19 protein-coding genes are annotated in these 24,682 nt (G+C 69.4%); 5 read left to right on the plus strand and 14 right to left on the minus strand.

Going from position 1 to position 24,682, the window contains the following annotated elements:
- Window positions 1-60: 60 nt before the first annotated feature.
- On the minus strand, window positions 61-2,514 hold the full coding sequence (locus tag ACAM58_RS16480; protein ID WP_369663101.1) for a DNA internalization-related competence protein ComEC/Rec2: 2,454 nt from the start codon (window positions 2,512-2,514) through the stop codon (window positions 61-63).
- A gap of 140 nt (window positions 2,515-2,654) precedes the next feature.
- Here ACAM58_RS16480 and ACAM58_RS16485 point away from each other — a divergent pair, with 140 nt between their 5' ends.
- The 4 genes from ACAM58_RS16485 (at window position 2,655) to ACAM58_RS16500 (ending at window position 10,500) form a co-directional block, all read left to right on the plus strand.
- Complete coding sequence (locus tag ACAM58_RS16485) at window positions 2,655-6,197, plus strand: DUF2126 domain-containing protein (protein WP_369663102.1); 3,543 nt, start codon at window positions 2,655-2,657, stop codon at window positions 6,195-6,197.
- Between the two features lie 84 nt (window positions 6,198-6,281).
- Window positions 6,282-9,017, plus strand: a complete 2,736-nt coding sequence (locus tag ACAM58_RS16490; protein WP_369663103.1) for a circularly permuted type 2 ATP-grasp protein — start codon at window positions 6,282-6,284, stop codon at window positions 9,015-9,017.
- A 47-nt stretch (window positions 9,018-9,064) separates the two neighbouring features.
- Window positions 9,065-10,045 carry a transglutaminase family protein gene (locus ACAM58_RS16495; protein ID WP_012748504.1) on the plus strand — a complete coding sequence of 327 codons (981 nt, stop codon included), beginning with the start codon at window positions 9,065-9,067 and terminating at the stop codon, window positions 10,043-10,045.
- Window positions 10,042-10,500, plus strand: a complete 459-nt coding sequence (locus ACAM58_RS16500) for a RidA family protein (protein WP_012748505.1) — start codon at window positions 10,042-10,044, stop codon at window positions 10,498-10,500. The genes ACAM58_RS16495 and ACAM58_RS16500 overlap by 4 nt, the downstream gene beginning before the upstream one ends.
- 25 nt (window positions 10,501-10,525) lie before the next feature.
- Here ACAM58_RS16500 and ACAM58_RS16505 read toward each other — a convergent pair whose 3' ends face one another.
- The 11 genes from ACAM58_RS16505 to ACAM58_RS16555 form a co-directional block, all read right to left on the minus strand.
- Window positions 10,526-11,185 carry an aspartate/glutamate racemase family protein gene (locus ACAM58_RS16505; protein WP_369663104.1) on the minus strand — a complete coding sequence of 220 codons (660 nt, stop codon included), beginning with the start codon at window positions 11,183-11,185 and terminating at the stop codon, window positions 10,526-10,528.
- A gap of 44 nt (window positions 11,186-11,229) precedes the next feature.
- The gene (locus ACAM58_RS16510; protein ID WP_369663105.1) at window positions 11,230-12,684 is read right to left on the minus strand and encodes an MFS transporter; all 1,455 of its coding nucleotides are present in this window, start codon (window positions 12,682-12,684) and stop codon (window positions 11,230-11,232) included.
- A 208-nt stretch (window positions 12,685-12,892) separates the two neighbouring features.
- Window positions 12,893-13,729: a MurR/RpiR family transcriptional regulator gene (locus ACAM58_RS16515; protein WP_012748508.1), complete on the minus strand. Its 837-nt coding sequence runs from the start codon at window positions 13,727-13,729 to the stop codon at window positions 12,893-12,895.
- Window positions 13,730-13,779: 50 nt separating this feature from the next.
- Window positions 13,780-14,808, minus strand: a complete 1,029-nt coding sequence (locus ACAM58_RS16520) for a LacI family DNA-binding transcriptional regulator (protein ID WP_012748509.1) — start codon at window positions 14,806-14,808, stop codon at window positions 13,780-13,782.
- 124 nt (window positions 14,809-14,932) lie between these two features.
- Window positions 14,933-15,919: a 2-hydroxyacid dehydrogenase gene (locus ACAM58_RS16525; protein ID WP_369663106.1), complete on the minus strand. Its 987-nt coding sequence runs from the start codon at window positions 15,917-15,919 to the stop codon at window positions 14,933-14,935.
- Window positions 15,920-15,921: 2 nt separating this feature from the next.
- Window positions 15,922-16,875 (minus strand): sugar kinase, encoded by a 954-nt coding sequence (locus tag ACAM58_RS16530; protein WP_369663107.1) that lies wholly within the window; start codon window positions 16,873-16,875, stop codon window positions 15,922-15,924.
- 10 nt (window positions 16,876-16,885) lie between these two features.
- On the minus strand, window positions 16,886-17,629 hold the full coding sequence (locus ACAM58_RS16535) for a sugar phosphate isomerase/epimerase family protein (RefSeq protein WP_369663108.1): 744 nt from the start codon (window positions 17,627-17,629) through the stop codon (window positions 16,886-16,888).
- Window positions 17,629-18,384, minus strand: coding sequence for an amino acid ABC transporter ATP-binding protein (locus ACAM58_RS16540; protein ID WP_369663109.1), 756 nt, complete (start codon window positions 18,382-18,384; stop codon window positions 17,629-17,631). The genes ACAM58_RS16535 and ACAM58_RS16540 overlap by 1 nt, the downstream gene beginning before the upstream one ends.
- Before the next feature lie 32 nt (window positions 18,385-18,416).
- Window positions 18,417-19,223 carry a transporter substrate-binding domain-containing protein gene (locus ACAM58_RS16545; protein WP_012748514.1) on the minus strand — a complete coding sequence of 269 codons (807 nt, stop codon included), beginning with the start codon at window positions 19,221-19,223 and terminating at the stop codon, window positions 18,417-18,419.
- A 50-nt stretch (window positions 19,224-19,273) separates the two neighbouring features.
- Window positions 19,274-19,927 carry an amino acid ABC transporter permease gene (locus tag ACAM58_RS16550; protein ID WP_307596546.1) on the minus strand — a complete coding sequence of 218 codons (654 nt, stop codon included), beginning with the start codon at window positions 19,925-19,927 and terminating at the stop codon, window positions 19,274-19,276.
- A 29-nt stretch (window positions 19,928-19,956) separates the two neighbouring features.
- Window positions 19,957-20,628 carry an amino acid ABC transporter permease gene (locus tag ACAM58_RS16555; RefSeq protein WP_012748516.1) on the minus strand — a complete coding sequence of 224 codons (672 nt, stop codon included), beginning with the start codon at window positions 20,626-20,628 and terminating at the stop codon, window positions 19,957-19,959.
- Between the two features lie 135 nt (window positions 20,629-20,763).
- Between ACAM58_RS16555 and ACAM58_RS16560 the strand changes: the two genes are divergently transcribed.
- Complete coding sequence (locus tag ACAM58_RS16560) at window positions 20,764-22,464, plus strand: hypothetical protein (RefSeq protein WP_369663110.1); 1,701 nt, start codon at window positions 20,764-20,766, stop codon at window positions 22,462-22,464.
- A gap of 4 nt (window positions 22,465-22,468) precedes the next feature.
- Here ACAM58_RS16560 and ACAM58_RS16565 read toward each other — a convergent pair whose 3' ends face one another.
- Window positions 22,469-22,999, minus strand: coding sequence for a cysteine hydrolase family protein (locus tag ACAM58_RS16565; RefSeq protein ID WP_307596548.1), 531 nt, complete (start codon window positions 22,997-22,999; stop codon window positions 22,469-22,471).
- Between the two features lie 72 nt (window positions 23,000-23,071).
- Window positions 23,072-24,664 carry a triacylglycerol lipase gene (locus tag ACAM58_RS16570; protein ID WP_012748519.1) on the minus strand — a complete coding sequence of 531 codons (1,593 nt, stop codon included), beginning with the start codon at window positions 24,662-24,664 and terminating at the stop codon, window positions 23,072-23,074.
- Window positions 24,665-24,682: the final 18 nt, after the last annotated feature.

Here is a 24,682-nt window from a genome sequence, read left to right on the forward strand (position 1 = left end):
GCAAGTTCGAGGCCAGTGAAAGCCCTATGTTGAGGCGAAACACCGCGCCGCCGCCCGCTTTCACGGCAGGCGGTGGTGCCAATACCGGGCATTGCGCTCCCGTTCGCAGCCGACTTCGCCCGGTTCCCGGCTGCGCCACAGCACGGCGCCGCAAGGCACGCTCTCGACCAGCTTCACGCCCTGCGCGGCATAGCGCTCGACCACTTCCGGGGCCGGATGGCCGAAACGGTTGCGGTAGCCCGCCTGGACCAGCGCGATGCGCGGGCGCACCGCCTCGAGGAACGCGGCGCTCGACGAGCTCTTGCTGCCGTGGTGCGGCGCGAGCAGCACGTCGGCGCGCAGGTCGGCCGCGCGCGACACCAGCGCCGCCTCCTGCAGGCGCTCGATGTCGCCGGCCAGCAGCACCGTGGCGCCGCCGTTGGCGATGCGCAGCACGCAAGAAATGGCATTGGGCTTGGTGAACGACAGGTAGTCGCCCGCCGCCGGATGGAGGATCTCGAAATCCACGCCGTCCCAGCTCCAGCGCTGCCCCGCCTCGCAGCGCCGGGCCGGCCGCACCGACTGCAGCGGGTGCGCGGCTTCGATCGAGCTCGACAGCGCCGCCTGCGGCTGCATCGCGAGCACCGCGGGCGCGCCGCCGGTGTGGTCGCTGTCGCGGTGGCTCAGCACCAGCATGTCCAGCCGCTCGTCGAAGGCGCGCAGCAGCGGCACGAGCACGCGGTGGCCGGCGTCGCTCTCGAGGCTGTAGCGCGGACCCGCGTCGTACAGCAGGCTGTGCGTTGCGGTGCGCACGAGGATCGCGTTGCCCTGCCCGATGTCCGCAGCCAGCAGCTCGAACTGCCCCGCGGCCGGCCGGGGCGCGTGCCAGAGCAGCACCGGCAAGAGGAGCGGCAGGCCCAGCGTGCGCAGCGACCACGGCAGCCGCATCGCAAGCAGGACGCCGCCCGCCACGCCGCAGGCCGCCATCCACACGGGCGGCGCCGCCATCGAGAGCGTGGCGTACGGCAGTGCGGCCAGCCAGCGCAGCAGCAGGGCCAGCGCCTGCACGGCCCAGGCGGCAAGATCCCAGAGCGGCGGCGCCACCGCCCCCAGCATCGCCAGCGGCGTGACCACCAGCGTGACCCAGGGGATCGCCACCGCATTGGCCAGCAGCCCCACCACCGACACCTGCTGGAAAAGCAGCAGGCTCAATGGCGTCAGCGCCAGCGTGATCACCCACTGCTCGCGGAAGAAGGCCAACAGCCGGGCCGACCGGCCCGCCGCCTCCTCGGCCGGCCGCATGAAGCCGGTCGCGAACAGGATGCCGACCGCCACGAAGCTGAGCCAGAAACCGGCCTGCATCAGCGCCCACGGGTCGACGGCCACCACCACCGCCGCGATCAGCAGCCAGACATGGGGCCATGGCCAGCGCCGCCCCGTGAGCCGCAGCAGCGCCGCGGTCGCGAGCATCCAGACCGTGCGCTGCGAAGGCACGCCCCAGCCGCTGAAAAGCGCATAGAGCCCGGCCAGCAGCACGCCACCGGCCAGCGCGGCCTGCGGCGCGGGAACGCGCAGCATCAGCCGGCCGCTGCGCCGCCACAGCGCGCCCACCGCGTGCGCGGCAAGCCAGGCGAACATGGTGATGTGCAGCCCCGAAATCGACATCAGGTGGGCCACGCCGGTGGCGCGGAACACATCCCAGTCGCTGCGGTCGATGGCGCCCTGGTCGCCGGTCACGAGTGCGGCGATGACGCCGGCCTGCCGCGCGTCGGCCACGCGCTCGAACACCGCATCGCGCACCGCCTCCCGCGCACGCTCGATCGGATGCAGCCATGTGGATTGCAGGTGTGCCGGTGCGGCATCGCGGGCGCCGGTTCGCACATAGCCGCTGGCATGCACGCCCTGCTCCCAGAGCCACAGTTCGCTGTCGAAGCCGTGCGGATTGAGATTGCCGTGCGGCGCCTTGAGCCGCACGGTGAGGCGCCAGCGCTCGCCCGCATGCAGCGCGGCCGCGTCGCCGGCCGTGGCTCGGCCTTCCGTCGCGCGCCCCCAGAGAGAGCTGTCCTCGCGGTACCAGCCGAGCGCGATGCGCGCCGGAACGCGTGGCGCAGCCCCGGCGCGCCCATCCGCCCAGCGCGCCGACTCCACATCAAGCCGAAAGCGCGTGCCGCCCTCGTTGCGCTGGGGCATCTGCGCGACCACGCCCACCACCTGCAGGTCGCGGCCTTCGAGGGCCGGGTCGAGCGCGCCCGCTGCGTAGACCGCCGCGCGCCAGCCCGCGAGCCCGCCGGCGGCAAGCGCACCGCAGGCCAGCGCAAGGGCCATCGCAAGCCCTGCCGGCATGCGCCACGCACGAAGCGGCCATCGCCATCGGCGCGACAGTGCCGCCAGCCCCGCAAGGCCCGCGAAGAGCAGCGCCGCATAGGCACCCGCGCTCCACAGCCGCGGCTGCTGCAGTTGCAAGGCCGCGCCGAGCAGCGATCCGCCCAGCGCAGCAAAGGCCCACGACGCCGCCGCGGCACGTGCCGGCCTCACCGGCCAACTCCAGAACACATGATGCAAACCCTCCCCATGCTCGCGCTCAGTGGCGCGTTAATTGCTTTGCTTCTGGGCTAGTATGCGTCTCACAAGAGACATCTTTTCGATGCAATCTCGCAGTACTGCACACAAAACGCATGTCCATTCACGCCGCACTCCACCACGTCACCCACTACAAATACGACCGCCTGGTGCAGTTGGGCCCGCAGGTCGTGCGCTTGCGCCCCGCGCCGCACTGCCGCAGCAACGTCATCTCGTATTCGCTGCAGGTCGAGCCGGCCGAGCACTTCGTCAACTGGATGCAGGACCCGTTCGCCAACTACCAGGCGCGGCTCGTGTTTCCCGAGAAGACGCGCGAGTTCAAGGTCACGGTCGACCTGGTCGTCGAGATGGCGGTCTACAACCCCTTCGACTTCTTCCTCGAGCCGCAGGCCGAGAACTTCCCGTTCAAGTACACCGCCTCGCAGGCCGAGGAACTCGCGCCCTATCTCGTCACCGAGGAACCCACGCCGCTGCTGGCGGCTTACCTCGACAAGATCGAGCGCAAGGAGCAGCGCACCATCGACTTCCTGGTCGGCCTCAACCAGCAGGTGCAGCAGGACGTCAACTACCTGATCCGCATGGAGCCCGGCGTGCAGGCGCCGGAAGAAACGCTCACCAGCGGCAGCGGCTCCTGCCGCGACTCGGGCTGGCTGCTGGTGCAGCTGCTGCGCCATTGCGGCCTGGCCGCGCGCTTCGTCTCGGGCTACCTGATCCAGCTCACGCCCGACGTCAAGGCGCTCGACGGCCCGAGCGGCACCACGGTCGACTTCACCGACCTGCACGCCTGGTGCGAGGTCTTCCTGCCCGGCGCGGGCTGGATCGGCCTGGATGCCACCTCGGGCCTCCTGGCCGGCGAAGGCCACATCCCGCTCGCCTGCACGCCCACGCCTTCGAGCGCCGCGCCCATCGAAGGCGGGGTGGACGAAGCCGAGGTCGACTTCGGCCATGAGATGAAGGTCACGCGCATCTACGAATCGCCGCGCGTGACCAAGCCCTACACCGAGGAGCAATGGGCCGAGGTGCTCGCGCTCGGCGACGCGGTCGATGCGCGGCTGAAAGCCGGCGACGTGCGCCTCACGATGGGTGGCGAGCCCACCTACGTGGCCACCAGCGACCGCGACGCGCCCGAGTGGAACACCGATGCGCTCGGCCCCACCAAGCGCGGCTATGCCACCGAGCTCGTGCACAAGCTGCGCGCCGAGTACGGCCAGGGCGGCTTCCTGCATTTCGGCCAGGGCAAGTGGTACCCGGGCGAGCAGCTGCCGCGCTGGGCGCTGTCGATCTTCTGGCGCGCCGACGGCCAGACGCTCTGGCACGACCCCGAACTCTTCGCCGACGAGCGCGTGCCCACGCACTACACGAGCGAAGACGCGCGCCGCTTCACCACCGTGCTGGCGCACAAGCTCGGCATCACCGAACGCTACGTCCAGCCCGGCTACGAAGACGTCTACTACTACCTCTGGCGCGAACGCCGCCTGCCGGTCAACGTCGACCCCTTCGAGTCGAAGCTCGACGACGAGCTCGAGCGCGTCCGCCTGCGCCGCGTGTTCACGCAGAAGCTCGACGCGGTCATCGGCTACATGCTGCCGCTGGAACCCGCCAACGCCGATGCCGACGCGCCCGCGCTCGAAGGCCCGGGCTGGAAGACCGGCCCCTGGTTCCTGCGCGACGACCGGCTCTACCTGATCCCGGGCGATTCGCCGATGGGCTACCGCCTGCCGCTCGATTCGCAGCCCTGGGCCAGCAAGGGCGACTACCCCTACCTCGTCGAGCGCGACCCCACCGCGCCGCGCGCCGCGCTGCCGAGTTCGGCCGACTACCGCGCGCGCTATGCCGTGCCGGCCGGCGGCGCAGCGGGCGCCGACCTGGGCGCCGTGCCTTATGCCTTCGGTGCGCCGCCGGTGGTGCCTGCGGCCCTGCGCATGCAGGCGCCGGGCGAGGCAGCCGCAGCAGGCACGGCCGCGGGCGGCGATGCCACCGCAGCCGACGACGCAGCAGCAGCCACCCGCTCTTCCGCCACGCCGTCCACGCGCCAGCCGGTGCGCGGCGAATCGGCCCACTGGGTCACGCGCACCGCGCTGTGCGTCGAAGTGCGCGATCCGCGCCGCGCCAACGGCCCCGCGGCCGAGAAAAAGGGCAGCGCCTCGGGCGTGCTCTATGTCTTCATGCCGCCGCTCGCGCGCCTGGAGGACTACCTCGACCTGGTCGCGGCCGTCGAAGCCACCGCCCAGCAGCTCGGCATGCGCATCGTGATGGAAGGCTATCCGCCGCCGCGCGACCCGCGCCTGAAGACGCTGGCCGTCACACCCGACCCGGGCGTGATCGAAGTCAACATCCATCCGGCCCACAACTGGAAGGAACTGGTCGCCCACACCGAGTTCCTCTACAACGCCGCGTTCGAGACCCGCCTCTCGGCCGAGAAGTTCATGACCGACGGGCGCCACACCGGCACCGGCGGCGGCAACCACTTCGTGATGGGCGGCGCCACGCCGGCCGACAGCCCGTTCCTGCGCCGGCCCGAGCTGCTCGCGAGCCTCTTGCTCTACTGGCACAACCACCCGTCGCTGAGCTACCTGTTCTCGGGCATGTTCATCGGCCCGACCAGCCAGGCGCCGCGCGTGGACGAGGCGCGCAACGACCAGGTCTACGAACTTGAAATCGCGCTGAAGGAAATCGCGAGAAGCCGCGAGATCCACGGCCAGAACATGCCGGCCTGGCTGGTGGACCGCACGCTGCGCAACATCCTGATCGACGTGTCGGGCAACACCCACCGCAGCGAGTTCTGCATCGACAAGCTCTACTCGCCCGATTCGAGCACCGGCCGCCTCGGCCTGCTGGAGCTGCGCGCCTTCGAGATGCCGCCGCATGCGCGCATGAGCATTGCGCAGCAGTTGCTCATTCGCGCGCTGGTGGCCCGCTTCTGGGACGAGCCGTACAAGGCGCCCGTCACCCGCTGGGGCACCGAGCTGCACGACCGCTTCCTGCTGCCGACCTTCGTCAAGATGGATTTCGACGACGTGATCAGCGAGATGCGCCAGGCCGGCTTCGCCTTCGATGCCGACTGGTTCGCGCCGCACCTGGAGTTCCGCTTTCCGCTGGTGGGCCAGGTGCAGGCCATGGGCGTGGAGCTGTCGCTGCGCAATGCGCTGGAGCCGTGGCACGTGATGGGCGAGGAAGGCTCGGCCGGCGGCACGGTGCGCTACGTCGATTCGTCGCTCGAGCGCATCGAGGTGCGCGTGACCGGCCTGAACGAAAGCCGCCACGTGATCACCGTCAACGGCAAGGTGCTGCCGCTGCAGCCCACGGGCACCGTCGGCGAATTCGTGGCGGGCGTGCGCTACAAGGCCTGGAACCCGCCGTCGGCGCTGCATCCGAGCATCGGCGCCCATGCGCCGCTCACCTTCGACATCGTCGACACCTGGATGAAGCGCTCGCTGGGCGGCTGCCAGTACTTCGTGGCCCACCCGGGCGGGCGCAACTACGACACCTTCCCGGTCAATGCCTACGAGGCGGAAAGCCGGCGCATGTCGCGCTTCACGCAGATGGGCCACACGCCGGGGCTGATGCGTACGCCGCCGGCCACCATCGAGCTCGCGGGCAGCCGCGAATTCCCGTTCACGCTCGATTTGCGGCGCTGACAGGGGTTTGAAAAGCCCGCAAGAGGACATTCAGCACATCGCCCGTCATCCGGCCGGTGACGGCAATGTGACAATCCACCTCCTGTGGAACCCCTGAACGAATCCCTGTTCGATGCCCAGGCGCTGGAATTTCCAGCCGCCCTGGCGTCGGCGCTCGCGCCGGCCGCCCTGCCCGGCCACTTCGACGAACTGCGCGGGCAGGCCACGCCCGCGGTGCCCGCGCGGCCGGCCGCGGGGGCAGCGCCCTTGGCGCCGATGCCGCCCATGCTCTACGACGCTGCGGCGCAGCCGCCGGGTCCGTCGCAGGCTCAATCACAGACACAAACTCAAACCCAGATCCTTCAGCCCGCCCCCGGCGACACCCCGCCGCTCACGCCCGCCTGGAACGCCTTCTTCGAGCAGCTCGGCCCGGGCGGATTCAACGACCTGCCACGGCGCGCGGTCAGCCTCGAGCGGCAGATCCGGGACAACGGCGTCACCTACAACGTCTATGCCGACGCCGACGGTCCGCAGCGGCCCTGGTCGCTCGACCTGTTCCCGCTGATCGTCTCGCCCGAGAGCTGGGCCCAGATCGAGACCGGCGTGCTGCAGCGCACGCGCGTGCTCGACCGCGTCATGGCCGATGTCTACGGCCCGCAGCAGCTGCTGGCCGAAGGCCTGCTGCCGGCGGCGCTGGTGCACGGCCATCCCGGCTACCTGCGCGCGATGCACGGCGTGAAGCCGCCGGGCGACACATGGCTGCACATCGCGGCCTTCGACCTCGCCCGCGGGCCCGATGGCAACTGGTGGGTGGTGTCGCAGCGCACCCAGGCGCCCTCGGGCCTGGGCTACCTGCTCGAGAACCGGCTGGCCATCACGCGCCAGTTTCCGCAGGCGTTCGAGGCCCTGCAGGTGCAGCGCCTGGCCGCCACCTACAGCGCCATGATGGACGGCCTGCAGCGCATGTGCCCGGCCGGCGTGCCGCCGCACATCGCGCTGCTGACGCCCGGCCCCTACAACGAGACCTACTTCGAGCATGCGTACCTCGCGCGCTACCTGGGCCTGACGCTGGTCGAGGGCAGCGACCTCACGGTGCGCGACCAGCGCCTCTACCTCAAGACCCTGCAGGGGCTGCGGCCGGTGCACGGCCTCATCAAGCGGCTGGACGACCAGTTCCTCGACCCGCTCGAGCTGCGCCCCGATTCCACGCTGGGCGTGCCGGGCCTGCTGCAGGCGATTCGCGCCGGCAACGTGCTGGTGGCCAACATGCCGGGCTCGGCCTTCCTCGAGTCGCCCGCGCTGCTGGGCTTCCTGCCCGGGCTCGCGCGCCGCCTCATCGGCGAAAAGCTCAAGCTGCCGGCGCTGCCGACCTGGTGGTGCGGCGAGCGCGCCGCGCTCGAGGCGGTGCTGCCGCAGCTGGGCGACTGCGCCATCAAGCCCACCTATCCCGGGTCGGACGGGCAGACCAGCTTCGACGCGGTGCTCGGCAGCAAGCTCAGCCGGCGCGAGCTCGACGAATGGGCCGGCCGCATCGTGCGCGAGGGCGAGGCCCACACGGTCCAGAGCTACCTGCCGCTGTCGCAGATGCCCACCTGGGCCAACGACATGGGCCCCGGCCACATCGCGCCGCGCGCGATGCTGCTGCGCGTCTTCGCGGTGAGCGATGGGCCGCAGTCCTGGCGCGTGCTGCCGGGCGGGCTGGCGCGGCTGGCGGGCCGCGATGCGCAGATCGCCTCCATGCAGCGCGGCGGCAGCAGCGCCGACGTGTGGGTGCAGACGCACGGCGAGGTCGACCGCACCACGCTGCTGCAGCCGCATGCCACGCCGGCCTCGCTCGCGCGGCACCGTGCGCCCGTGACCAGCCGCGCGGCCGAGAACATGTTCTGGCTCGGCCGCTACACCGAGCGCGCCGAAAACGCCGTGCGCCTCGCGCGCCTCACGCTCAACCTGCTGGGCAGCGAAGACCAATCGTCGCGCCCGCTGCTCGACTGGCTGCACCGCATGGCGCTGCGCAATGCGCTGGTGCCGGCCGAGGCGCCGAGCGCGCCGCAGTCGCGCCGCGTGTTCGAACGCGCGCTGATCGCCGAGCTCGGCGACGTGGCGCGCGGCGGCAGCGTGGGCTTCAGCCTGCGCTGCATCCGGCAGGCCGCCGCCGCCGTGCGCGAACGGCTCTCGCAGGACACCTGGAACCAGATCGTGCGCGCCGAGGCCGACTTTTTGCGGCGCGCGGCCGAGCAGGCCGGCGAAGGCAGCTTTGCCACCGGCGCCGCGCTGCGCGCGCTCGAATCCGCCAGCACCGCGCTCGCCGCCATGACCGGCGCGCAGACCGACCGCATGACGCGCGACGACGCCTGGCGCCTGCTGTCGATCGGCCGCCACATCGAGCGGCTGGGCTTTCTTGCGAGCGCGCTGGAGGCCGGTTTCGAGAACGGCGCCGTGCACGAAGTGAGCGGCTTCGAAGCCATGGTGGCGCTGTTCGACAGCACCATCACCTTCCACGCCCGCTACCAGCAGCGGCGCGACGTGGCCACGCTGGTCGACCTGCTGGTGCTCGATGCCGAGAACCCGCGCTCGCTGGCGTGGGTCACGCAGACGCTGCGCGGACGCATCGCGCGCCTGGCCGGCAGCGCGCCCGGCAAGCTCACCGCGCTGTCGTACGAGCTGCCCGACCCCGCCGCCTGGACGCTCGAGCATCTCTGCGCGGCCGGCGCCGAGGCCGACTACCCGGCGCTGGTGCAGCTTCTGGCCAGTTGCGAGACGGCGGCCTACCATGTGTCCGACGCCATCGGCACGCGCTATTTCACGCTCACCTCGGAATCGCTGCGCTCGGTCGGCGCCTGAGGCGGGACGGCCCGCGCCGCTTCGCACTGCAACCCCACAGGACCCTCATGCTCCTTCACGTCACGCACGAAACCCGCTACGAATATTCGCCCGCGGTCGAAACGGCGCAGCACCTGGCCCACCTGAAGCCGCTGGCCACCGCCTCGCAGCGGCTCGTGAGCCACAAGCTCGCGATCGAGCCGCCGCCCGCGCAGCGCAGCGAAGTGCCCGACGTCTACGGCAACACGCGCGCCTTCTTCGCGCTCGAGGCCACGCACGACAGCCTCGTCGTCACGGCCGAAAGCGTGGTCGAGACCGGGGCGCCGCAGCTCGCGCCCGGTATTGCGCGCGAGCTGCCCTGGGAGGCCGTGCGCGAGCGCTTCCGCTACCGCAAGGACGCCACCTTCGACCCGGCCTCGGAGTTCGTGTTTCCATCGCCCTACGTGCCGCGCCACGACGACTTCGCGGCCTATGCGCGCGCGAGCTTCGCACCCGAGCGGCCCACCTTCGACGTGGCCATGGACCTGACCGAGCGCATGTACCGCGACTTCGCCTACGACGCCGACAGCACCGAGATCAACACGCCCGCCGCCGAGGCGCTGGCGCAGCGCAAGGGCGTGTGCCAGGACTTCGCCCACATCATGATCGCGTGCTTTCGCGTCATGGGCCTGCCGGCGCGCTACGTGAGCGGCTACCTGCTCACGCAGCCGCCGCCGGGCCAGCCGCGGCTGGTGGGCGCCGACGCCTCGCACGCCTGGGTGTCGGTCTACCTGCCGGGCGAAGGCGACGGTCCTGAAAGCACCGGCGGCTGGGCCGATTTCGACCCCACCAACGGGCGCCAGCCCGGCGAAGACTACGTCGCGCTCGCCATCGGCCGCGACTACTCCGACGTCTCGCCGATGCGCGGCGTGCTGCACGGCGGCGCACGCCACACGCTCAAGGTGGGCGTGACGGTGCGTCCCATCGAGGAGCTGCGCGCGCAGGCCGAAGAGGCAGCGCAGTCACAATCACAGACTCCATCGCAACCCACTGAAAAGGATCTTCAATGAGCGTTTACGACAAGCTTTCCAGCCTCGGCATCACCCTGCCCCCGGTCGCTGCCCCCGCCGCGGCCTACGTGCCCTTCGTGCGCACCGGCAACCTCGTGTTCCTCTCGGGCCACATCGCCAAGAAGGACGGCAAGGTCTGGGCCGGCCAGCTCGGCGCGAACATCGGCACCGAAGAAGGCAAGCAGGCCGCGCGCGCCATTGCCATCGACCTGCTCGGCACGCTGCATGCGGCCGTGGGCGACCTGAACAAGGTCACGCGCATCGTCAAGGTCATGAGCCTGGTCAACTCCGTGGGCACGTTCACCGAACAGCACCTCGTGACCAATGGCGCGAGCGAATTCTTCGCCGAAGTGTTCGGCCCCGAAAAGGGCGCGCATGCGCGCAGCGCGTTCGGCGTGGCGCAGGTGCCGATGGGCGCCTGCGTCGAGATCGAGCTGATCGCAGAAGTCGGCTGATCTTCTTTCGTTGCCTCGCACCGCCTCAGGGCGTGACCGCGAGCTTCAAACAAAGCAGCCGCATCGCGGCGCCGATCGGCGCGATCACCGGCACCTTGAACCGGGGCGTCAGCGCGAGCGCCGCCTGCCCGAGCGGACCGCCGCCGATGATCACGGCCTCGGCACCATCGTCGGCGATGCAGCGCTGAACGGCCTGCGCCAACGCTTCCTCGAGCGCGCGCGCATCGGCCGCGAGCGTGCGCGGATCGCCCTGCGTGAGGCGGATGCCGCTGAACTGCGCGCGCAGCCCGAGCGCGGCGGCGCGCGCCTCGATGGGCGCCGCGAGATCGGGCGTGATGGTGGCGATGCCGAAGCGCCGGCCGCCCTCGCCCGCCGCGAGCATCGATGCCTCGGCGATGCCAACCACGGGCACGCACGCGTCGCGCCGTACCAGCTCCACGCCAGGGTCGCCGAAGGCGCTGACGATCACGCCGTCCCAGCGCTCGCCCGCCGCCGTCTGCCACACCTTCAGCACTTCGGCCGCAGCTGCGTCCAGCTCGCGTTCGTTGACGATCATCGGCGGGCCCTGGGTCGCCGTGCGGCCCGTCACGCGGCAGCCGGCGGGGGCTTCGGCCGATGCGATCCCGACCATCATGTCGGTGGTCGCGGCGGACGCGTTGGGGTTGATGAGCAGGATGTCTGGCATGCGGAAGGACGCTTTCTTCTTTGGGAGATCGGTTGTTGCGCGGCTCAGTTCGAACGCGCCAGCGACGCTGCCGGCGTCCCGTCGCCAGGCTCGGCCTCGCCGGCCAGCGGCAATGCATCGGGCGACCGGCCATAGGTCTCGGGCACGCACTGCACGCTGGCAACGAACACCGCGTACATCGCGGCGGCCAGGCCGAACACACCCACCAGCCCGAAGGCGTCGAACAGCCGGCCCGCCACCAGCGGCATCAGCGCGCCCGCGGCGGTGCCCGTGGCCAGGATGAAAGCGGTGCCGAAGGCGCGCACGCGCGTCGGATACAGCTCGGGGGCGAAGATCCAGATGGTGGTGTTGAGCAGCAGCACGAAGAACTGGAACACCGCGCCCGCGACCAGGATCACGGCGATGCTCTTGGCCACGAAGCCGATGGCCAGCGCCGCGAGGCAGGCGCACACGGCGCCGGCCGTCAGCACCCGCTTGCGCGGAAAGTGAAAGCCCAGCAGCGAGGCCGCAATGGCGCCCAGCAGGCTGCCGCCCTGCATCACCATCGTGAACATCAGGCTCTTGGACATGCTGTAGCCCAGCGTCACGAGGATGGTCGGCATCAGCGTGAGCACCGAGATCTGCGCGCCGTAGGTCATCCAGATCGTGATGCACAGCGCAGCGGTGCGCCGCGCCAGCGCGCCGCGGAATATTTCGGTCACGCGCACCTTCGGCCGTGCGGCCTGCGCGCCCATGCGGTCGTCGGTGATGTATTCCCGCTCGGCCGCCAGCTTGCCCGACAGCCGCCCCGAGGCCAGCCGCGAGAGCACCGCGTTGGTCTCCCTGACGCGGCCCTGCGACAGCAGGAAGCGCGGCGTCTCGGGGATGAAGCGGCGATAGAACGCGCCAAGCAGAGCCGGCACCATGAGGCAGGCGAACAGCCAGCGCCAGGCGTTGTCGCCCGGGAACATCCAGAACACCAGCAGGCCGAAAGCCGGCGCAAGAAAGTTGCCCAGCCCGCCGGCGCCCACGTTCACCAGCCCCACGGCCGTGCCGCGGAACTTGGTCGAGCAGAACTCGGCCAGCATGGTCACGGCAATGGCGATCTCGCCGCCCAGCCCGAAGCCCACCACCGCGCGGCCCAGCGCCATCACCGTGAAGTTCGGTGCCATCGCGCAGATGCCCGCACCGAGCGTGAACAGCAGCAGGTCGATCGACAGCATCACGCGGCGCCCGTAGCGGTCGGCAATGAAGCCCGAGACGATGCGCCCGGTGGCTGCGCAGGCGAAGGTGACGGTGTTCAGGAAACCGATGTCCGATGCACTCAGCCCCCACTGCTCGCGCAGCATGGGGCCGACGATGCCCACCGCGTTCTGCTCGAAGGCATCGAACAGGCAGCCGATGAGGATCAGGAAGATGATCGTGTGGTGCGAACGCGTGACGCCGATGGTGTCGAGCGCGCGATCGAGCTCGGCGACTCGGGGCGAGTCGGGCCCGGAGGAGAGTGCAGGTCCAGCCATGGAAAACCCCTTGAGAAAGGATTGAAGTGCTCGTTTGCGCGTCGCAGCCCGGTGTCGCGGAACGCATGGTAGGCGGCAACGCACCTGAATGGCATATGGATTTCACCTACTTGGTGCAATTGAAATCCAAATTTCATCCAGTCACAAGCCTGCGCAAGCTTCGTGCCCGTTTTTTTCGGCTTCGACAGCCGGGTGCCAGCTCAGCCCCTCAGAGCTCGCCGTTTTCCTCGTGCCCCAGCTCGATCGCCGCCAGCCGCTTGCGGCCGGCCGAACCGGCAGCCTCGACCACCATCGTGGCGATCAGGTCGCACACGCCCATCACGGCCGCGTGGTTGTCCAGCAGCCCCGGGCCGCGGCAGTCGCATTGCAGCGACCAGGTGGCATCCGCGAAATCAGGCGAGGCGCGGTCGCTGATGTAGACGATCTTCGCGCCGGCGCGGTGCGCGGCCGCCAGCAGGGTGTCGAGCTGGCGGGTCTGCCGGCGCAGGCCGAACACGATCACGCAGTCGCGCTCGCCCAGCCCCGCCAGGTGCTCGGCCAGCGTTTCGCCCGGTCCCGGGATGGCCGTGACGCGCGGCACCACCTGGATGATCTGCCAGCGCAGGTACAGCGCGAACGCATGGCTGCTGCGCGTGCCGAAGATCAGCACCTGCCCCGCGCCGATGATCGCCTTCACGATCTCGGCCATCTGCCGGTCGTCCAGGCGCTCGAAGGTGTTCGCGAGGTTGGCCTGCGACTGCTGGAAGTGCGTGGCCACGAGATGGCCGCGCTTGGAGGCTTCGGTGGCGTTCTGGAACAGCGGGGAGCCGGTCTGCTTTTCTTCCCGCACGTGGCGCCGTGCCTCTTCATAGTTCTCGTAGCCGATGCGCCGGATGAAGCGGCTCACCGTGGAAGGCGACACGCCCGCGAGTTCCGCGAGTTCATTGCCCGCATAGCTGGCCAGTTCGCCGGGAAACTCCAGGACGAAATCGGCAAGCTGGCGTTCGGTTGCGGGCAACTGGTCGAGCTGGCTGCGAACGCGGCGGACGAAGGAATCGGCGGACATGGGTGGGCGGTGGGAAGCGTCGCACGATGATGCCACGCCGCCTCGCGGCGCTACGGCTGTGCCTGCGACGAGCCCCGCACCACCAGCTGCCCCGGCAGCAGCAGCTGGCGCGGTGCGGCATCGAGCCCGCGCAGCCGCTCGATCAGGCAGGTGGCGGCCGTGCGGCCGATGGCGTCGGTCGGCTGCGCCACGGTGCTCAGGCCGGGGCCGATCAGCGAGGCCCATTCGGGATCGTCGAAGCCGACGAAGCCCAGGTCCTGCCCGAACTGCCAGCCCAGCCGCGCCATCGACTGCGCGATGCGCAGCGTGACCACCGCATTGCCCGCGACCACGGCCGCGCGGCGCCCCCGTTTGGCGCGCTGGCGCAGCGCACGCAATGCCTCGTCGAGCGCATCGCCGTCGCCCTCCACGCTTTCGAACACCTCGCCCGCCACGCGCGGCTCGTGCGCGGCCACGCAGGCACCGAAGGCGGCCGTGCGTTCGCGCCGCGAGCTCACGCCCTTCTGCGGCTCGGTCACGTAGAGCAGTTCGCGGTAGCCGCCCTCGACCAGGTGGCCGCAGGTGTCGCGCATGGCCGAATGGTTGTCGAGCGCGACGAAGTCGGTGTGCATGCCGGTGTGGCGGCGGTCCACCAGCACCGCGGGCTTGCCGTGCAGCGTGACCGCGTCGACCACGTTGCTGCCGCGGCCCAGGGTGTTGAGAATGAAGCCGTCGACCTGGTAGCCCGCGAGCGCATCGATGGCCTCGCGCTCGCGTTCGCTCTCGTTGCCCAGGTTGAACAGCATCACCAGGTAGCCCGCGTCCTGGCAGGCCTTCTCGGCACCGCGCAGCACGGCCACCGAATAGGGGTTGGTGATGTCGGCCACGATCAGGCCGATGAGGCGCGAGCGCCCATGGCTCAGCGCCTGCGCCATCGGGCTCGGCGTGTAGGCCAGTTTGGCGATGGCCGCTTCCACGCGCGCCGCGATGTCGCGGCTCAGCAGGCGCTCGCGGTGGTTGAGAAAACGCGAGACGGTGGCCTTGGAAACGCCGGCCGCCTCGGCGACGTCGGCGATGGTGGCGCGGCCGCTGGGGTTCATGGATTGGCTCCTTCCCCTTCCGGGGGAAGGTTGGGATGGGGGCAGGCAGGGCGCTCGATGGATGCGCCGCGGGCCCCCACCCCGGCCCTCCCCCGGAAGGGGAGGGAGAAAATCCTCGGGGAGATCACGCCGCCGCCGTGTCGTACGGCGCCGTCGGCTTCTCGCCCGCCAGCACCTGCAGCAGGTTGGTCGTCGCGAGTTCCGCCATGGCGTGCCGCGTCTCGTGCGTGGCCGATCCGATGTGCGGCAGCGGCGTCACGCGCGGATGGGTGCGCAATGGCGAATCGGCGGGCAGCGGCTCCTTCGCGAACACGTCGAGCCCGGCCGCGCGCAGCGTGCCGTGGTCGAGCGCGTGCAGCAGCGCTTCTTCGTTGACCGTGGCGCCGCGGCCGCCGTTGATGAAGGACGCACCGGGCTTCATGCGCGCGAAGAAGGCCGCGTCGATCATGCCGCGCGTGGCATCGGTCAGCGGCAGCATTGCCAGCACGATGTCCGAGCGCGCGAGCAGATCGTCGAGCGGCGTATGCGTGGCGCGGCCCTGCAGCTCGGGCGCCTGTGCAGCCAGGTCGACCGGGCGGCGCGCGTGGTAGAGCACCGGCATGCCAAAGCCCAGCGCCGCGCGCCGGGCCACGGCCTGGCCGATGCGGCCGAAGCCGAGGATGCCGAGCGTCTTGCCGTGCACGTCGGTGCCGAAGAGTTCGTCGCCGATGTTCTTGGTCCAGCGGCCTTCGCGCACCATGGTCGAGAGCTCGACGACGCGGCGCTGCGTGGCCATCAGGATCGCGAACACCGTGTCGGCCACGGTCTCGGTCAGCACGTCGGGCGTGTGGCACAGCACGATGCCGCGCTTGTGCAGTTCCGCCAGCGGGTAGTTGTCGACGCCGACCGATATGCTCGAAATCACCTGGAGCTGCGGCGCCGCGTCGAGCAGCGCCGCATCGACCGTGTGGCTCGCGCCGATCAGTCCATGTGCGCTGGGCAGCGCAGCGGCAAAGGCCTCGGGCTCCTTGCGCGGATCGGCCACGGTCACATGGTGCGCCGCCTGCAGGCGCGCCAGCTGGTCTTCAGGCAGGGGCCGGAAGACCAGCACGTTCTTTTTTGTCGTCGTCATGGTCAGAGTCCTGCTTCTTCGAGTTGCCCGCGCGTCGGCAGGCCTTCGGTGTCGCCCAGCACCTGCACCGCGCGCGCGCCGATCCAGGCGCCGCGGCGCACGGCCTCGGGCACGCTCCTGCCTTCGAGCAATGCGCTCACCACGCCGGCTGCGAAGCCGTCGCCCGCGCCCACGGTGTCGATCACTTCCTTCACCGGGAAGCCGTCGACATGCCCGGTGCCCGCCACGTCGCTGTCGTAGTAGGCGCCGGCTGCACCGAGCTTGACGACCACGAGCTTCGCGCCGCGCTGGCGGTAGAACTTCGCCACGTCTTCGGGCTTGTCATGGCCGGTCAGCAGCAGGCCTTCCTCGATGCCCGGCAGCACCCAGTCGGCGCGCGAGGCCAGCTCGTTGATCCAGTGGCGCATGGTCTCGGTCGACGGCCACAGCGTGGGCCGCAGGTTGGTGTCGAACGAGATCGTGCGGCCGGCCGCGCGCATCACCTCCATGGACTTGAGCGCGGCCTGCAGGCTGGTGTCGGAGATGGCCGCGAACACGCCCGTGGCATGCAGGTGGCGCGCCGAGCGCAGCCAGGCCTCATCGATATCGGCCGGACCCATCTGGCTCGCGGCCGAGCCCTTGCGGTGGTATTCGACCGGCGGATCGCTGCCGTCGGTGACGCGGCCCTTGAACTGGAAGCCGGTGCGCTGCGCCGGATCGCAGATGACGTGCGAGCAGTCGATGCCCTCGCCCTTCATCGCCGCGATCAGGTAGCGCCCCATCGAATCGGTGCCCAGGCGGCTGGCCCAGCCCACCTTGAGCCCCAGGCGCGAGAGGCCGATGGCCACGTTGGTCTCTGCGCCGGCGGTGCGCTTGTGGAACGCCTGCGCGTCCTCCAGCGGGCCCGGCCGGTCGGCCACGAGCAGCAGCATGGCTTCGCCGAACAGGGCAACGTCGAAAGCGGTGGGTTCTGTCATGTGTGTCTCCCTAGCCTCGCGCGGCGCGGATGAAGTCGACCTGCGCGCGCACGACGGCCGGCAGGTCGTCGCCCGCCAGAGGATATTCGATGGCGTGCGGCACATCGGCAGGCAGCGCGCGCAGCACCGCGCGCCACGGCGCGGCCGAGTCGGCCAGCGGCACCGCCACCCACTTGTGCGGCAGCCGCTGCGCGCCCTTGCAGTGCACGTAGCGCACGCGGCGGCCCAGCGCCTGCGCGGCCTGCAGCGGGCACTCGCCGAGCCAATGCCAGTTGCCCATGTCGAAGGTCATGCCGAGTTCGACACCGGCGTGGTCGGCCGCATCGAAGAAGGCCTGCAGCGCGGGCAGCGTGCCGGCGCGCACGGTCTGGTCGTTCTCGATCAGCAGCTCGACACGGGTTTCCGCAAGCTGCACCTTCAGGCCCCAGAGCGAGCCGTGCGAAGACGCGCGAAAGTCGCCGATCGACATCTTGAGCCGCCGGGCGCCGAGCCTGGTTGCGGCCGCGATGCCGCGTGCCAGCGCAGCGCTATCGAGCCAGCCGCCTTCAGCCCAGAGCCCCTCGGGGCTCGAATACACCGAGGCCAGGCCGGCCAGCGAAGGCAGCTCCGCGTCGGCGTTGCGCAGCATCTCGCCGCGCACCTCGACCGAATCGGCACCGGCCTCCAACGCCATCTGCGCACACCAGAGCTGGCCATGCCTGCCCACCTCGGCCGCACCGAAGGACGACAGAGAAATCAATACCTGGAAGGACATCAGTGGGCCTGGTGCGAACTCAGGATCTGGCCGAGGAACTGGCGCGTGCGCTCGTCCTTCGGGTTGCCGAAGAATTCCTGCGGCGGCGCCTGCTCGACGATCTTTCCGTCGGCCATGAAGATCACGCGGTCGGCCACGCTGCGGGCAAAGCCCATCTCGTGCGTCACGCACAGCATGGTCATGCCGTCTTCGGCCAGGCCGATCATGGTGTCGAGCACTTCCTTGACCATCTCGGGGTCGAGCGCCGAGGTGGGCTCGTCGAACAGCATGATCTTGGGCGACATGCACAGCGCCCGCGCAATCGCCACGCGCTGCTGCTGGCCGCCCGAGAGCTGGCTGGGGTACTTGCTTGCCTGCTCGGGAATGCGCACGCGCGTGAGGTACTTCATGGCCACCTCTTCGGCCTGCGCCTTCGTCATGCCGCGCGAGCGCATCGGCGCGAGCGTGCAGTTCTCCAGGATGGTGAGATGCGGGAACAGGTTGAACTGCTGGAACACCATGCCCACTTCGGCGCGCACCGCGTCCACGTTCTTGCCGCCTGCGGTGAGCTCGATGCCATCGACCACGATGCGGCCCTTCTGCACCGTCTCGAGCCGGTTGATGCAGCGGATGAGCGTGGACTTGCCCGAGCCCGAGGGCCCGCAGATCACGATGCGCTCGCCCTGGCGCACCGACAGGTCGATGCCGGTCAACACCTGGAATTCACCGTACCACTTGTTGACCGCTTCCATGCGGATGATCGATTCCGTCGTCATGCCAGGATTCCTTCTTCTTCAGCCTTCGAAGCTCACTGCATCTTGGGCAGGTCGGCCTGCAGCCACTTCTGGTAGAGCTTGTTGAGCTCGCCGTTGGCGGTGTTCTTGGCGACGAATTCGTTCACCGCCTTGGTCAGCTCTTCCTGGCCCGGACGCATCGCGATGCCCATCGACTGCTGCACCAGCGTGAACTTGTTCTCGTAGGTGCCGGCGGGCACGCGCTTGGCGATCTGCGCGGCCACGGTCACCGAGCAGCCGATCGCATCGACCTGGCCCGAGATCAGCGCCTGCATGGCCGAGGCGTCGTCGTCGAAGCGGCGGATCTCGGTGCCTTCGGGCGCGGCCTTGGTCACGGCCACGTCTTGCGTGGACGCACGGGCCACGCCCACGCGCAGGCCCTTCAGGTCGCCGGCCGCCTTGATGGGCGCCTTGGTCGCGCCGTACAGCACGATGGTCGCGGCCGCGTAGGGCTGCGAGAACTGCACCTGCTTGGCGCGCTCGGGCGTGATGGCGAGCGAGGCGACCAGCAGGTCGACCTTGTTGGTCAGCAGGAAGGGAATGCGGTTCGGGCCGGTCACCGGCACGATGTTGGCCTTGACGCCCCAGTCCTTGGCCAGCAGCCTGGCGACGTCGGCGTCGTAGCCGTCGGGCTGGTTCTGCGCGTTGGTGGTGCCGTAGGGCGGAAAGTCGACCAGCATGCCGATGGTGATCTCGCCCTTCTTCTTGATGTCGGCCACGGACTGTGCCGAGGCGAAGGGTGCGAACACGGTGAGCGCGGCGCCCAATCCCAGGGATGCAAGTGCTGCCAGCGCTGCGCGGCGGGTGGTGGTACGGGTCATGGAAAGTGTCTCCTGGATAAAGAAGGAAGCAATGTGAAAGGGAAAAGGAATCAGCGGGCCAGCGCCCGCGCGCGCTTGCGCTCCATGCGCGCCGCGAGCAGCGACAGCGGCCAGCAGATCGCGAAGTAGATAGCGGCCACCACCGAGAACACGACCAGCGGCTGGAAGGTGGCGTTGTTGACGATCTGCCCGGCGCGCGTGACCTCGACGAAGCCGATGATCGCGGCGAGCGACGTGCCCTTGATGATCTGCACCACGTAGCCCACCGTGGGCGCGAGCGCGATCTTGAGCGCCTGCGGCAGCACCACGTCGCGCATGCGCGCCGCGTACTTGAGGTTGAGCGCCTGCGCCGCCTCCCACTGGCCGCGCGGAATGGCCTCGATGCAGCCGCGCCAGATCTCGCCGAGGAAGGCGGCGCTGTTCAGGATGAGCGCAACACCGGCCGCCACCCAGGGGTTGATGTCCAGCCCCAGCACCGGCGCGCCGAAGAACACCAGGAACAGCTGCAGCAGCAGCGGCGTGCCCTGGAAGATCTGGATGAAGGTGGTCGACACGCCGCGCGCCCAGGGCGACTCCGACGTGCGCATGAGCGCGATGGCAAGCCCCAGGATCGCGCCGCCCACGAAGGCAATGGCCGACAGCGCGAGCGTCCACTTGGCCGCTTCGAGGATGAAAAGGAATTCGGGAAAGCCGAAGGTACGCATGGTTTTTTCCTGCTCCGCTCTGGGGCCTGCTACCGGCGGTCCGGGTAGTTGAGCGTGCGCTTGTAGATCAGCTTGAACATCGCCGAGAAGGCCAATGCCAGCGCAAGATAGATGGCGGCCACCACGATGTAGATCTCGAAGCTGCGGAAGGTCTGCGACTGCAGGTTGGCGGCCACCGAGGTCAGGTCGTCGGCCGAGATGACCGACACCACGGCCGAACTCAGCATCAGCAAAATGAACTGGCTCGTGAGCGCCGGGTAGATGGCCTTGAGCGCGGGCTTGATGATCACGAAGCGGAAGATCTCCCAGGGCTTGAGGTTGAGCGCCCTGCCCGCCTCGATCTGCCCCTTGGGAATCGACTCGATGCCCGCGCGGATGATTTCCGTGGCGTAGGCGCCCAGGTTCACCACCATGGCCACCAGCGCGGCCGTCTGCGGCGACCAGCGCAGCCCGATGGCCGGCAGCGCAAAGAAAAAGAAGAACAGCTGCACGAGGAACGGCGTGTTGCGGATCACCTCGATGTAGGCGTTGACGACAAAGCGCAGCCAACCGGGCCCCGAGGTCTTGCCCCAGGCGCAAAAAATCGCGACCACCAGGCCCAGCAGCGTGGCCACGAGCGAGAGCTGGATCGTGATCCAGGTGCCCTTGAGCAGCAGCGGCCAGGCAGCGAAGACGGCGTCGAATTGAAACTGGTAGTTCATGGGTGGGGCGAGCACGGCGTGGCCGTGCGCATGCCTCGAAAGCAATGCTTGCAGCTTATATGAAACCGGTTTCAGGCCAAGCCAGGGATTTCCCTAGGTCAGTGTTTTGACAGCCCTTCTGCCTACACTCGCGCGATGCTGAATACATCCGAGGCCATCGCGTCCGCAGAGGTGCTTGCACCTCCTGCCGTGCAGCATTTCAGGCAAGCCCTGCTCTGGCCGCTGCGGCTGGTGCCGGCGCCCGACGCCAAGCCCACGCACCACGGCCCCTGGCATGTGCTGCGCGAGATGGGCGAGGCCTCGCCCTGGCGCGAGGAGATCGACGAATACACCGGCGACAGCAGCCGCTTCCACGAGCGGCACTACAACGAGTTCGTGAGCTTCCTGCCCTACGTGCAGCGCTTTCTCTACGGCGAGGGCCGCTCGAAGAACAAGGACGGCACGGGCACCGGCAGCGACGGCGATTCGCCGATGCGCATCTTCCGCCGCCACGACATTGCGGCCGTGCGCGTGGTGGCGCAGCAGGGCGACGCGCCGATCACGCTCGACGTGGTGCATTGCGACCTGTACTTCTTCTTCGACATCGACGTGGTGCTGCTCAACCTCGAGGTCGGCGCCAACCACCTGAGCCTTGCACAGGCGCAGGACCTGCTCTACCGCTTCGGCCGCGCCTACCCTGCGGGCTGGAACGCCGAGGGCGGCGCGCTGCATTGCATGGCCAGCGTCGAATGGCTGGCCGCCGACGGCCGCGTGCTCGCGCGCTCGGATGCGCAGCAGCGCGAAGCCTTTCTCTCGCACGTGGCCCAGCACCGCGCGCCGCGCATCTCGGCCCACTGGGCCTACCTGATGCAGCCGCTGGTGAGCGACCATTCCGACGAGCCCGGCGCGCTGCGCTACCGGCAGATCGAGTACTACCGCATGCCGCTGATGGCCTACCTTTCGCTCGACGATCCGAAGCGCCTCTCGCGCAACGACTTCATCCGGCTCGGCCTCGTCACCGGCGCGGCCGAGGCCGATGCGGCGCAGCATGCCCACCTGCCCTACGCGGAGCAGCACCTGGCCGACTTCGAGCACCGCTACTGCTACGACCGCTTCTGGGTCGATGCCGGCGCGGCGCCCAACACGCGCTACCTGTGCAACGGCCATGCGCTGATCGTGGTGGGCGATGCACGCTCCGAATTCTTCTGCTGCCGCGACCGCGGCGTGCTCGCGCAGTTCCGCCACCAGCACTTCCTGCTGTTCCTGATCGCGCATTTCCAGAAGGCGGCGCTGCTGATGTTCTCGGACCAGCTGGTCGAGGCCCTCAAGCGGCTCGACATCCACAGCACGCCGAGCGTGAAGCAGTTCAAGCGCGCGATCCGCTCGAGCTTCGAGCGCTTCCTGCGCTTCACGCACCGCTACTGGTTCCACGAGATCTCGGAGCAGGCGCAGGTGCGCGCGCTCTCCCACATGTGCACCGCGCACCTCGGGCTCGACCCGCTCTACGACGAGGTCAAGGCGCGCATCGCCGACATGAACACCTACCTGGATGCCGACAGCCTGCGCCGGCAGGCCAGCACCGTGGTGCGGCTCACGGTGGTCACGCTGTTCGGCCTGATCGGCACGGTGACCACGGGCTTCCTCGGCATGAACCTGCTGGCCGAGGCCGACGCGCCGCTGTGGCGCAAGGCGCTCTGGTTCGGCGTGGTGTTCGTCTTCACGACCTGGCTCACGATCTACACGATGGTGAAGTCGCAGCGGCTGTCGGACTTCATCGACGCGCTGTCGAACGACCGGCTGAGCTTCAAGGGCAAGCTGGCCGCGCTCGCGCGCGTGTGGCGGCGCGGAGCGGACTGAACGGTCAGAACACGATCTTCGCGCTGGGCACCGCGCGGATCGGCACGCCGAAGCTCGTGATGTCCGACAGCGTGGCGTTGTGGTGGGCGCGGATGAAGTCGCCGGTGGCGTGCGGCTTGTCGTGCGAGGTGTGCGCGTCGGCCGCAAGCACGACCTCGTAGCCGAGCGCTGCGGCGCGGCGCGCGGTGGTGTCCACGCAGAACTCCGACGAGTAGCCGCAGACCACCACGCACTGCACCGCATGCCCCGCGAGCCATGCCTGCAGCGGCGTGCGCAGGAACGAATCGGGCGTGGCCTTGCGGATCTTCGTGTCGTCCGGACCGACCTCCAGCGCGCTCGAAAGCTGCCAGCGCTCGGAATCGAATTCGAGGTCGACGGCGTTCTCGTGCTGGATGAACGCCACCGGCACGCCCGCGGCACGCGCACGCGCGGTGAGCTCGTTGATGCGCTGCGCGACCTCGGCGGCCTCGTGGGGCCGCGGCAGGTCGTCATAGAGGCCACGCTGCATGTCGATGACGAGAACGGCAGTTTTCATGGGGGAGGAGGAGAAGGCAGGATCCTGGACCGCCCCGAGTATGACGCCGGCACCCGCCGGACGACGCGCCCCTCAACTCCAGGCGCTCACCTCCAGCCGCACCTTGCCGCTGATGCCGGGCGCCGCCGGTGCCGCGCCCAGGCTCGAAAGCGGCACGATGAACTGCAGCTTGCCATCGGCCAGCTGCTTGGGGCTCATCGGCAGCGAGGCCTGCCCCGCGGTGTCGGTCTGCCAGCCGTACTTCACGTTCCAGTTCTGCGCCGGGTCGTCGGGCTGCGGCGGCGCGATCTCGATCACCAGCGTGTCGCGGAACAGCGAGCTGCCTTCGTAGTGGCCGTCGAGCCAGAACTTCTTGTTCACCTGGTAGTCGGGCACGCGCACGCCGAGCGTCATCGCATAGGCCAGCGTCGGCCGGTCCTGCTTCACGCGCGCCTTGTTGGCAAGGAACACGGTCGAGAGATAGATCGAGCGGCGCTCGGGCTTTTCGGGGTCGGTCAGTTCCTTGTGCGTGCGGCAGGCGGGCGAGTCTTCCTCGGCCACGCGCCGGCTCAGGTACCAGCGCTTGCCGCGCGGCGCGGCCAGCAGTTCGACCTGGTAGAGCGCGTCGACGTCGGCGTCCTTGGGCAGGTCCGGCGGCAGGGTCACGCCATCGACCTCGAACCAGAGATCGACGCGCACGTCGCCGAACAGGAAGCGCACGAGGTTCTGGTAGGCCTCCTCGGAGTTGACGATGCCGAAGTAGCCCGAGTGCGAACGAAAGGCGTAGGCGGTGGCCACCGGCTTGCTGCGCCTGGCCTCGTCGATGGACCAGAGCGAGGCGTTCTCGATGCGCACCAGCCCGTCGCTGCCGTGGCCCGCGAACATGCGCGAGAGGCCTTTGGCGGCCTCGTAGTCGCCGCGGTTGGAGCCCACCATGCAGAAGAAGCGTTCGGGCGGAAACGCGGCGGCCGGCAGGTAGTCCATGCGGCCGTCGACCGGCGCCGTGTCCATGAACTCCGACATCCGCTCGCGGTTGAAGGTGTTCATCTCGTTGGCCGTGAGCCAGGCCGGCACGTTGATGCCGCCCATGTCGATGCCGTTGTGCGGCGTGGCGTAGGTGAACACCTTGTCGACGCAGGCGCGCGCCGCCGCATCGCCGAGCGCCGGGTTCTGCAGGAAGGCCCGCACCACCAGCCCGCCCATCGAGTGCGCCACCAGGTAGCAGCGGAAGTCGGCCGGCGAGAAAGCGGCTCCTTCGCGCAGTGCCACCAGGTCGCGCACGCGAAGGATCAGCTTGCTCAAGCCCTGCGCGTAGATCTTCACGTCGCGCGACTTGCCGTCGCCCAGCAGCTCCGAGCCGCCGTCGTAGTAGCGGTAGATGACGATCGATGCGGCCGGAATGCCGTCCACGTCCTTGCCGGTTTCGTCGGGCGAAGGCTTCCAGTCGTTGTCGAGGATATCGAGGCCGTTCTGGTAGACGCTCTGGTACTGGAAGTCGGCCAGGAGGCGCACCACGGGCGATTCGAAGACGAACTTCTGCGCCGGCGCATCCTTCTTCACGGTGGCGCGGTAGACGGTGGAGCCCACGTTGAATCCGCAGAACGGATCGGCCGCGGTGTCGTCGCGCTCGGCCTCGGTCATGGCGTAGCCGCGCACGTAGATGATGGGATAGCGGTTGCTGCTCATGGTCTGGTCGCCTCCTTG

This window comes from Variovorax sp. V116 (genome assembly GCF_041154435.1).
Lineage (GTDB): Bacteria > Pseudomonadota > Gammaproteobacteria > Burkholderiales > Burkholderiaceae_C > Variovorax > Variovorax paradoxus.

Coding starts and splice junctions, on each gene's coding strand:
- ACAM58_RS16485 (WP_369663102.1), top strand. CDS start 2,655: ATGTCCATTCACGCCGCACTCCACCACGTCACCCACTACAAATACGAC.
- ACAM58_RS16495 (WP_012748504.1), top strand. CDS start 9,065: ATGCTCCTTCACGTCACGCACGAAACCCGCTACGAATATTCGCCCGCG.
- ACAM58_RS16500 (WP_012748505.1), top strand. CDS start 10,042: ATGAGCGTTTACGACAAGCTTTCCAGCCTCGGCATCACCCTGCCCCCG.
- ACAM58_RS16505 (WP_369663104.1), bottom strand. CDS start 11,185: ATGCCAGACATCCTGCTCATCAACCCCAACGCGTCCGCCGCGACCACC.
- ACAM58_RS16510 (WP_369663105.1), bottom strand. CDS start 12,684: ATGGCTGGACCTGCACTCTCCTCCGGGCCCGACTCGCCCCGAGTCGCC.
- ACAM58_RS16515 (WP_012748508.1), bottom strand. CDS start 13,729: ATGTCCGCCGATTCCTTCGTCCGCCGCGTTCGCAGCCAGCTCGACCAG.
- ACAM58_RS16520 (WP_012748509.1), bottom strand. CDS start 14,808: ATGAACCCCAGCGGCCGCGCCACCATCGCCGACGTCGCCGAGGCGGCC.
- ACAM58_RS16525 (WP_369663106.1), bottom strand. CDS start 15,919: ATGACGACGACAAAAAAGAACGTGCTGGTCTTCCGGCCCCTGCCTGAA.
- ACAM58_RS16530 (WP_369663107.1), bottom strand. CDS start 16,875: ATGACAGAACCCACCGCTTTCGACGTTGCCCTGTTCGGCGAAGCCATG.
- ACAM58_RS16535 (WP_369663108.1), bottom strand. CDS start 17,629: ATGTCCTTCCAGGTATTGATTTCTCTGTCGTCCTTCGGTGCGGCCGAG.
- ACAM58_RS16540 (WP_369663109.1), bottom strand. CDS start 18,384: ATGACGACGGAATCGATCATCCGCATGGAAGCGGTCAACAAGTGGTAC.
- ACAM58_RS16545 (WP_012748514.1), bottom strand. CDS start 19,223: ATGACCCGTACCACCACCCGCCGCGCAGCGCTGGCAGCACTTGCATCC.
- ACAM58_RS16550 (WP_307596546.1), bottom strand. CDS start 19,927: ATGCGTACCTTCGGCTTTCCCGAATTCCTTTTCATCCTCGAAGCGGCC.
- ACAM58_RS16555 (WP_012748516.1), bottom strand. CDS start 20,628: ATGAACTACCAGTTTCAATTCGACGCCGTCTTCGCTGCCTGGCCGCTG.
- ACAM58_RS16560 (WP_369663110.1), top strand. CDS start 20,764: ATGCTGAATACATCCGAGGCCATCGCGTCCGCAGAGGTGCTTGCACCT.
- ACAM58_RS16565 (WP_307596548.1), bottom strand. CDS start 22,999: ATGAAAACTGCCGTTCTCGTCATCGACATGCAGCGTGGCCTCTATGAC.
- ACAM58_RS16570 (WP_012748519.1), bottom strand. CDS start 24,664: ATGAGCAGCAACCGCTATCCCATCATCTACGTGCGCGGCTACGCCATG.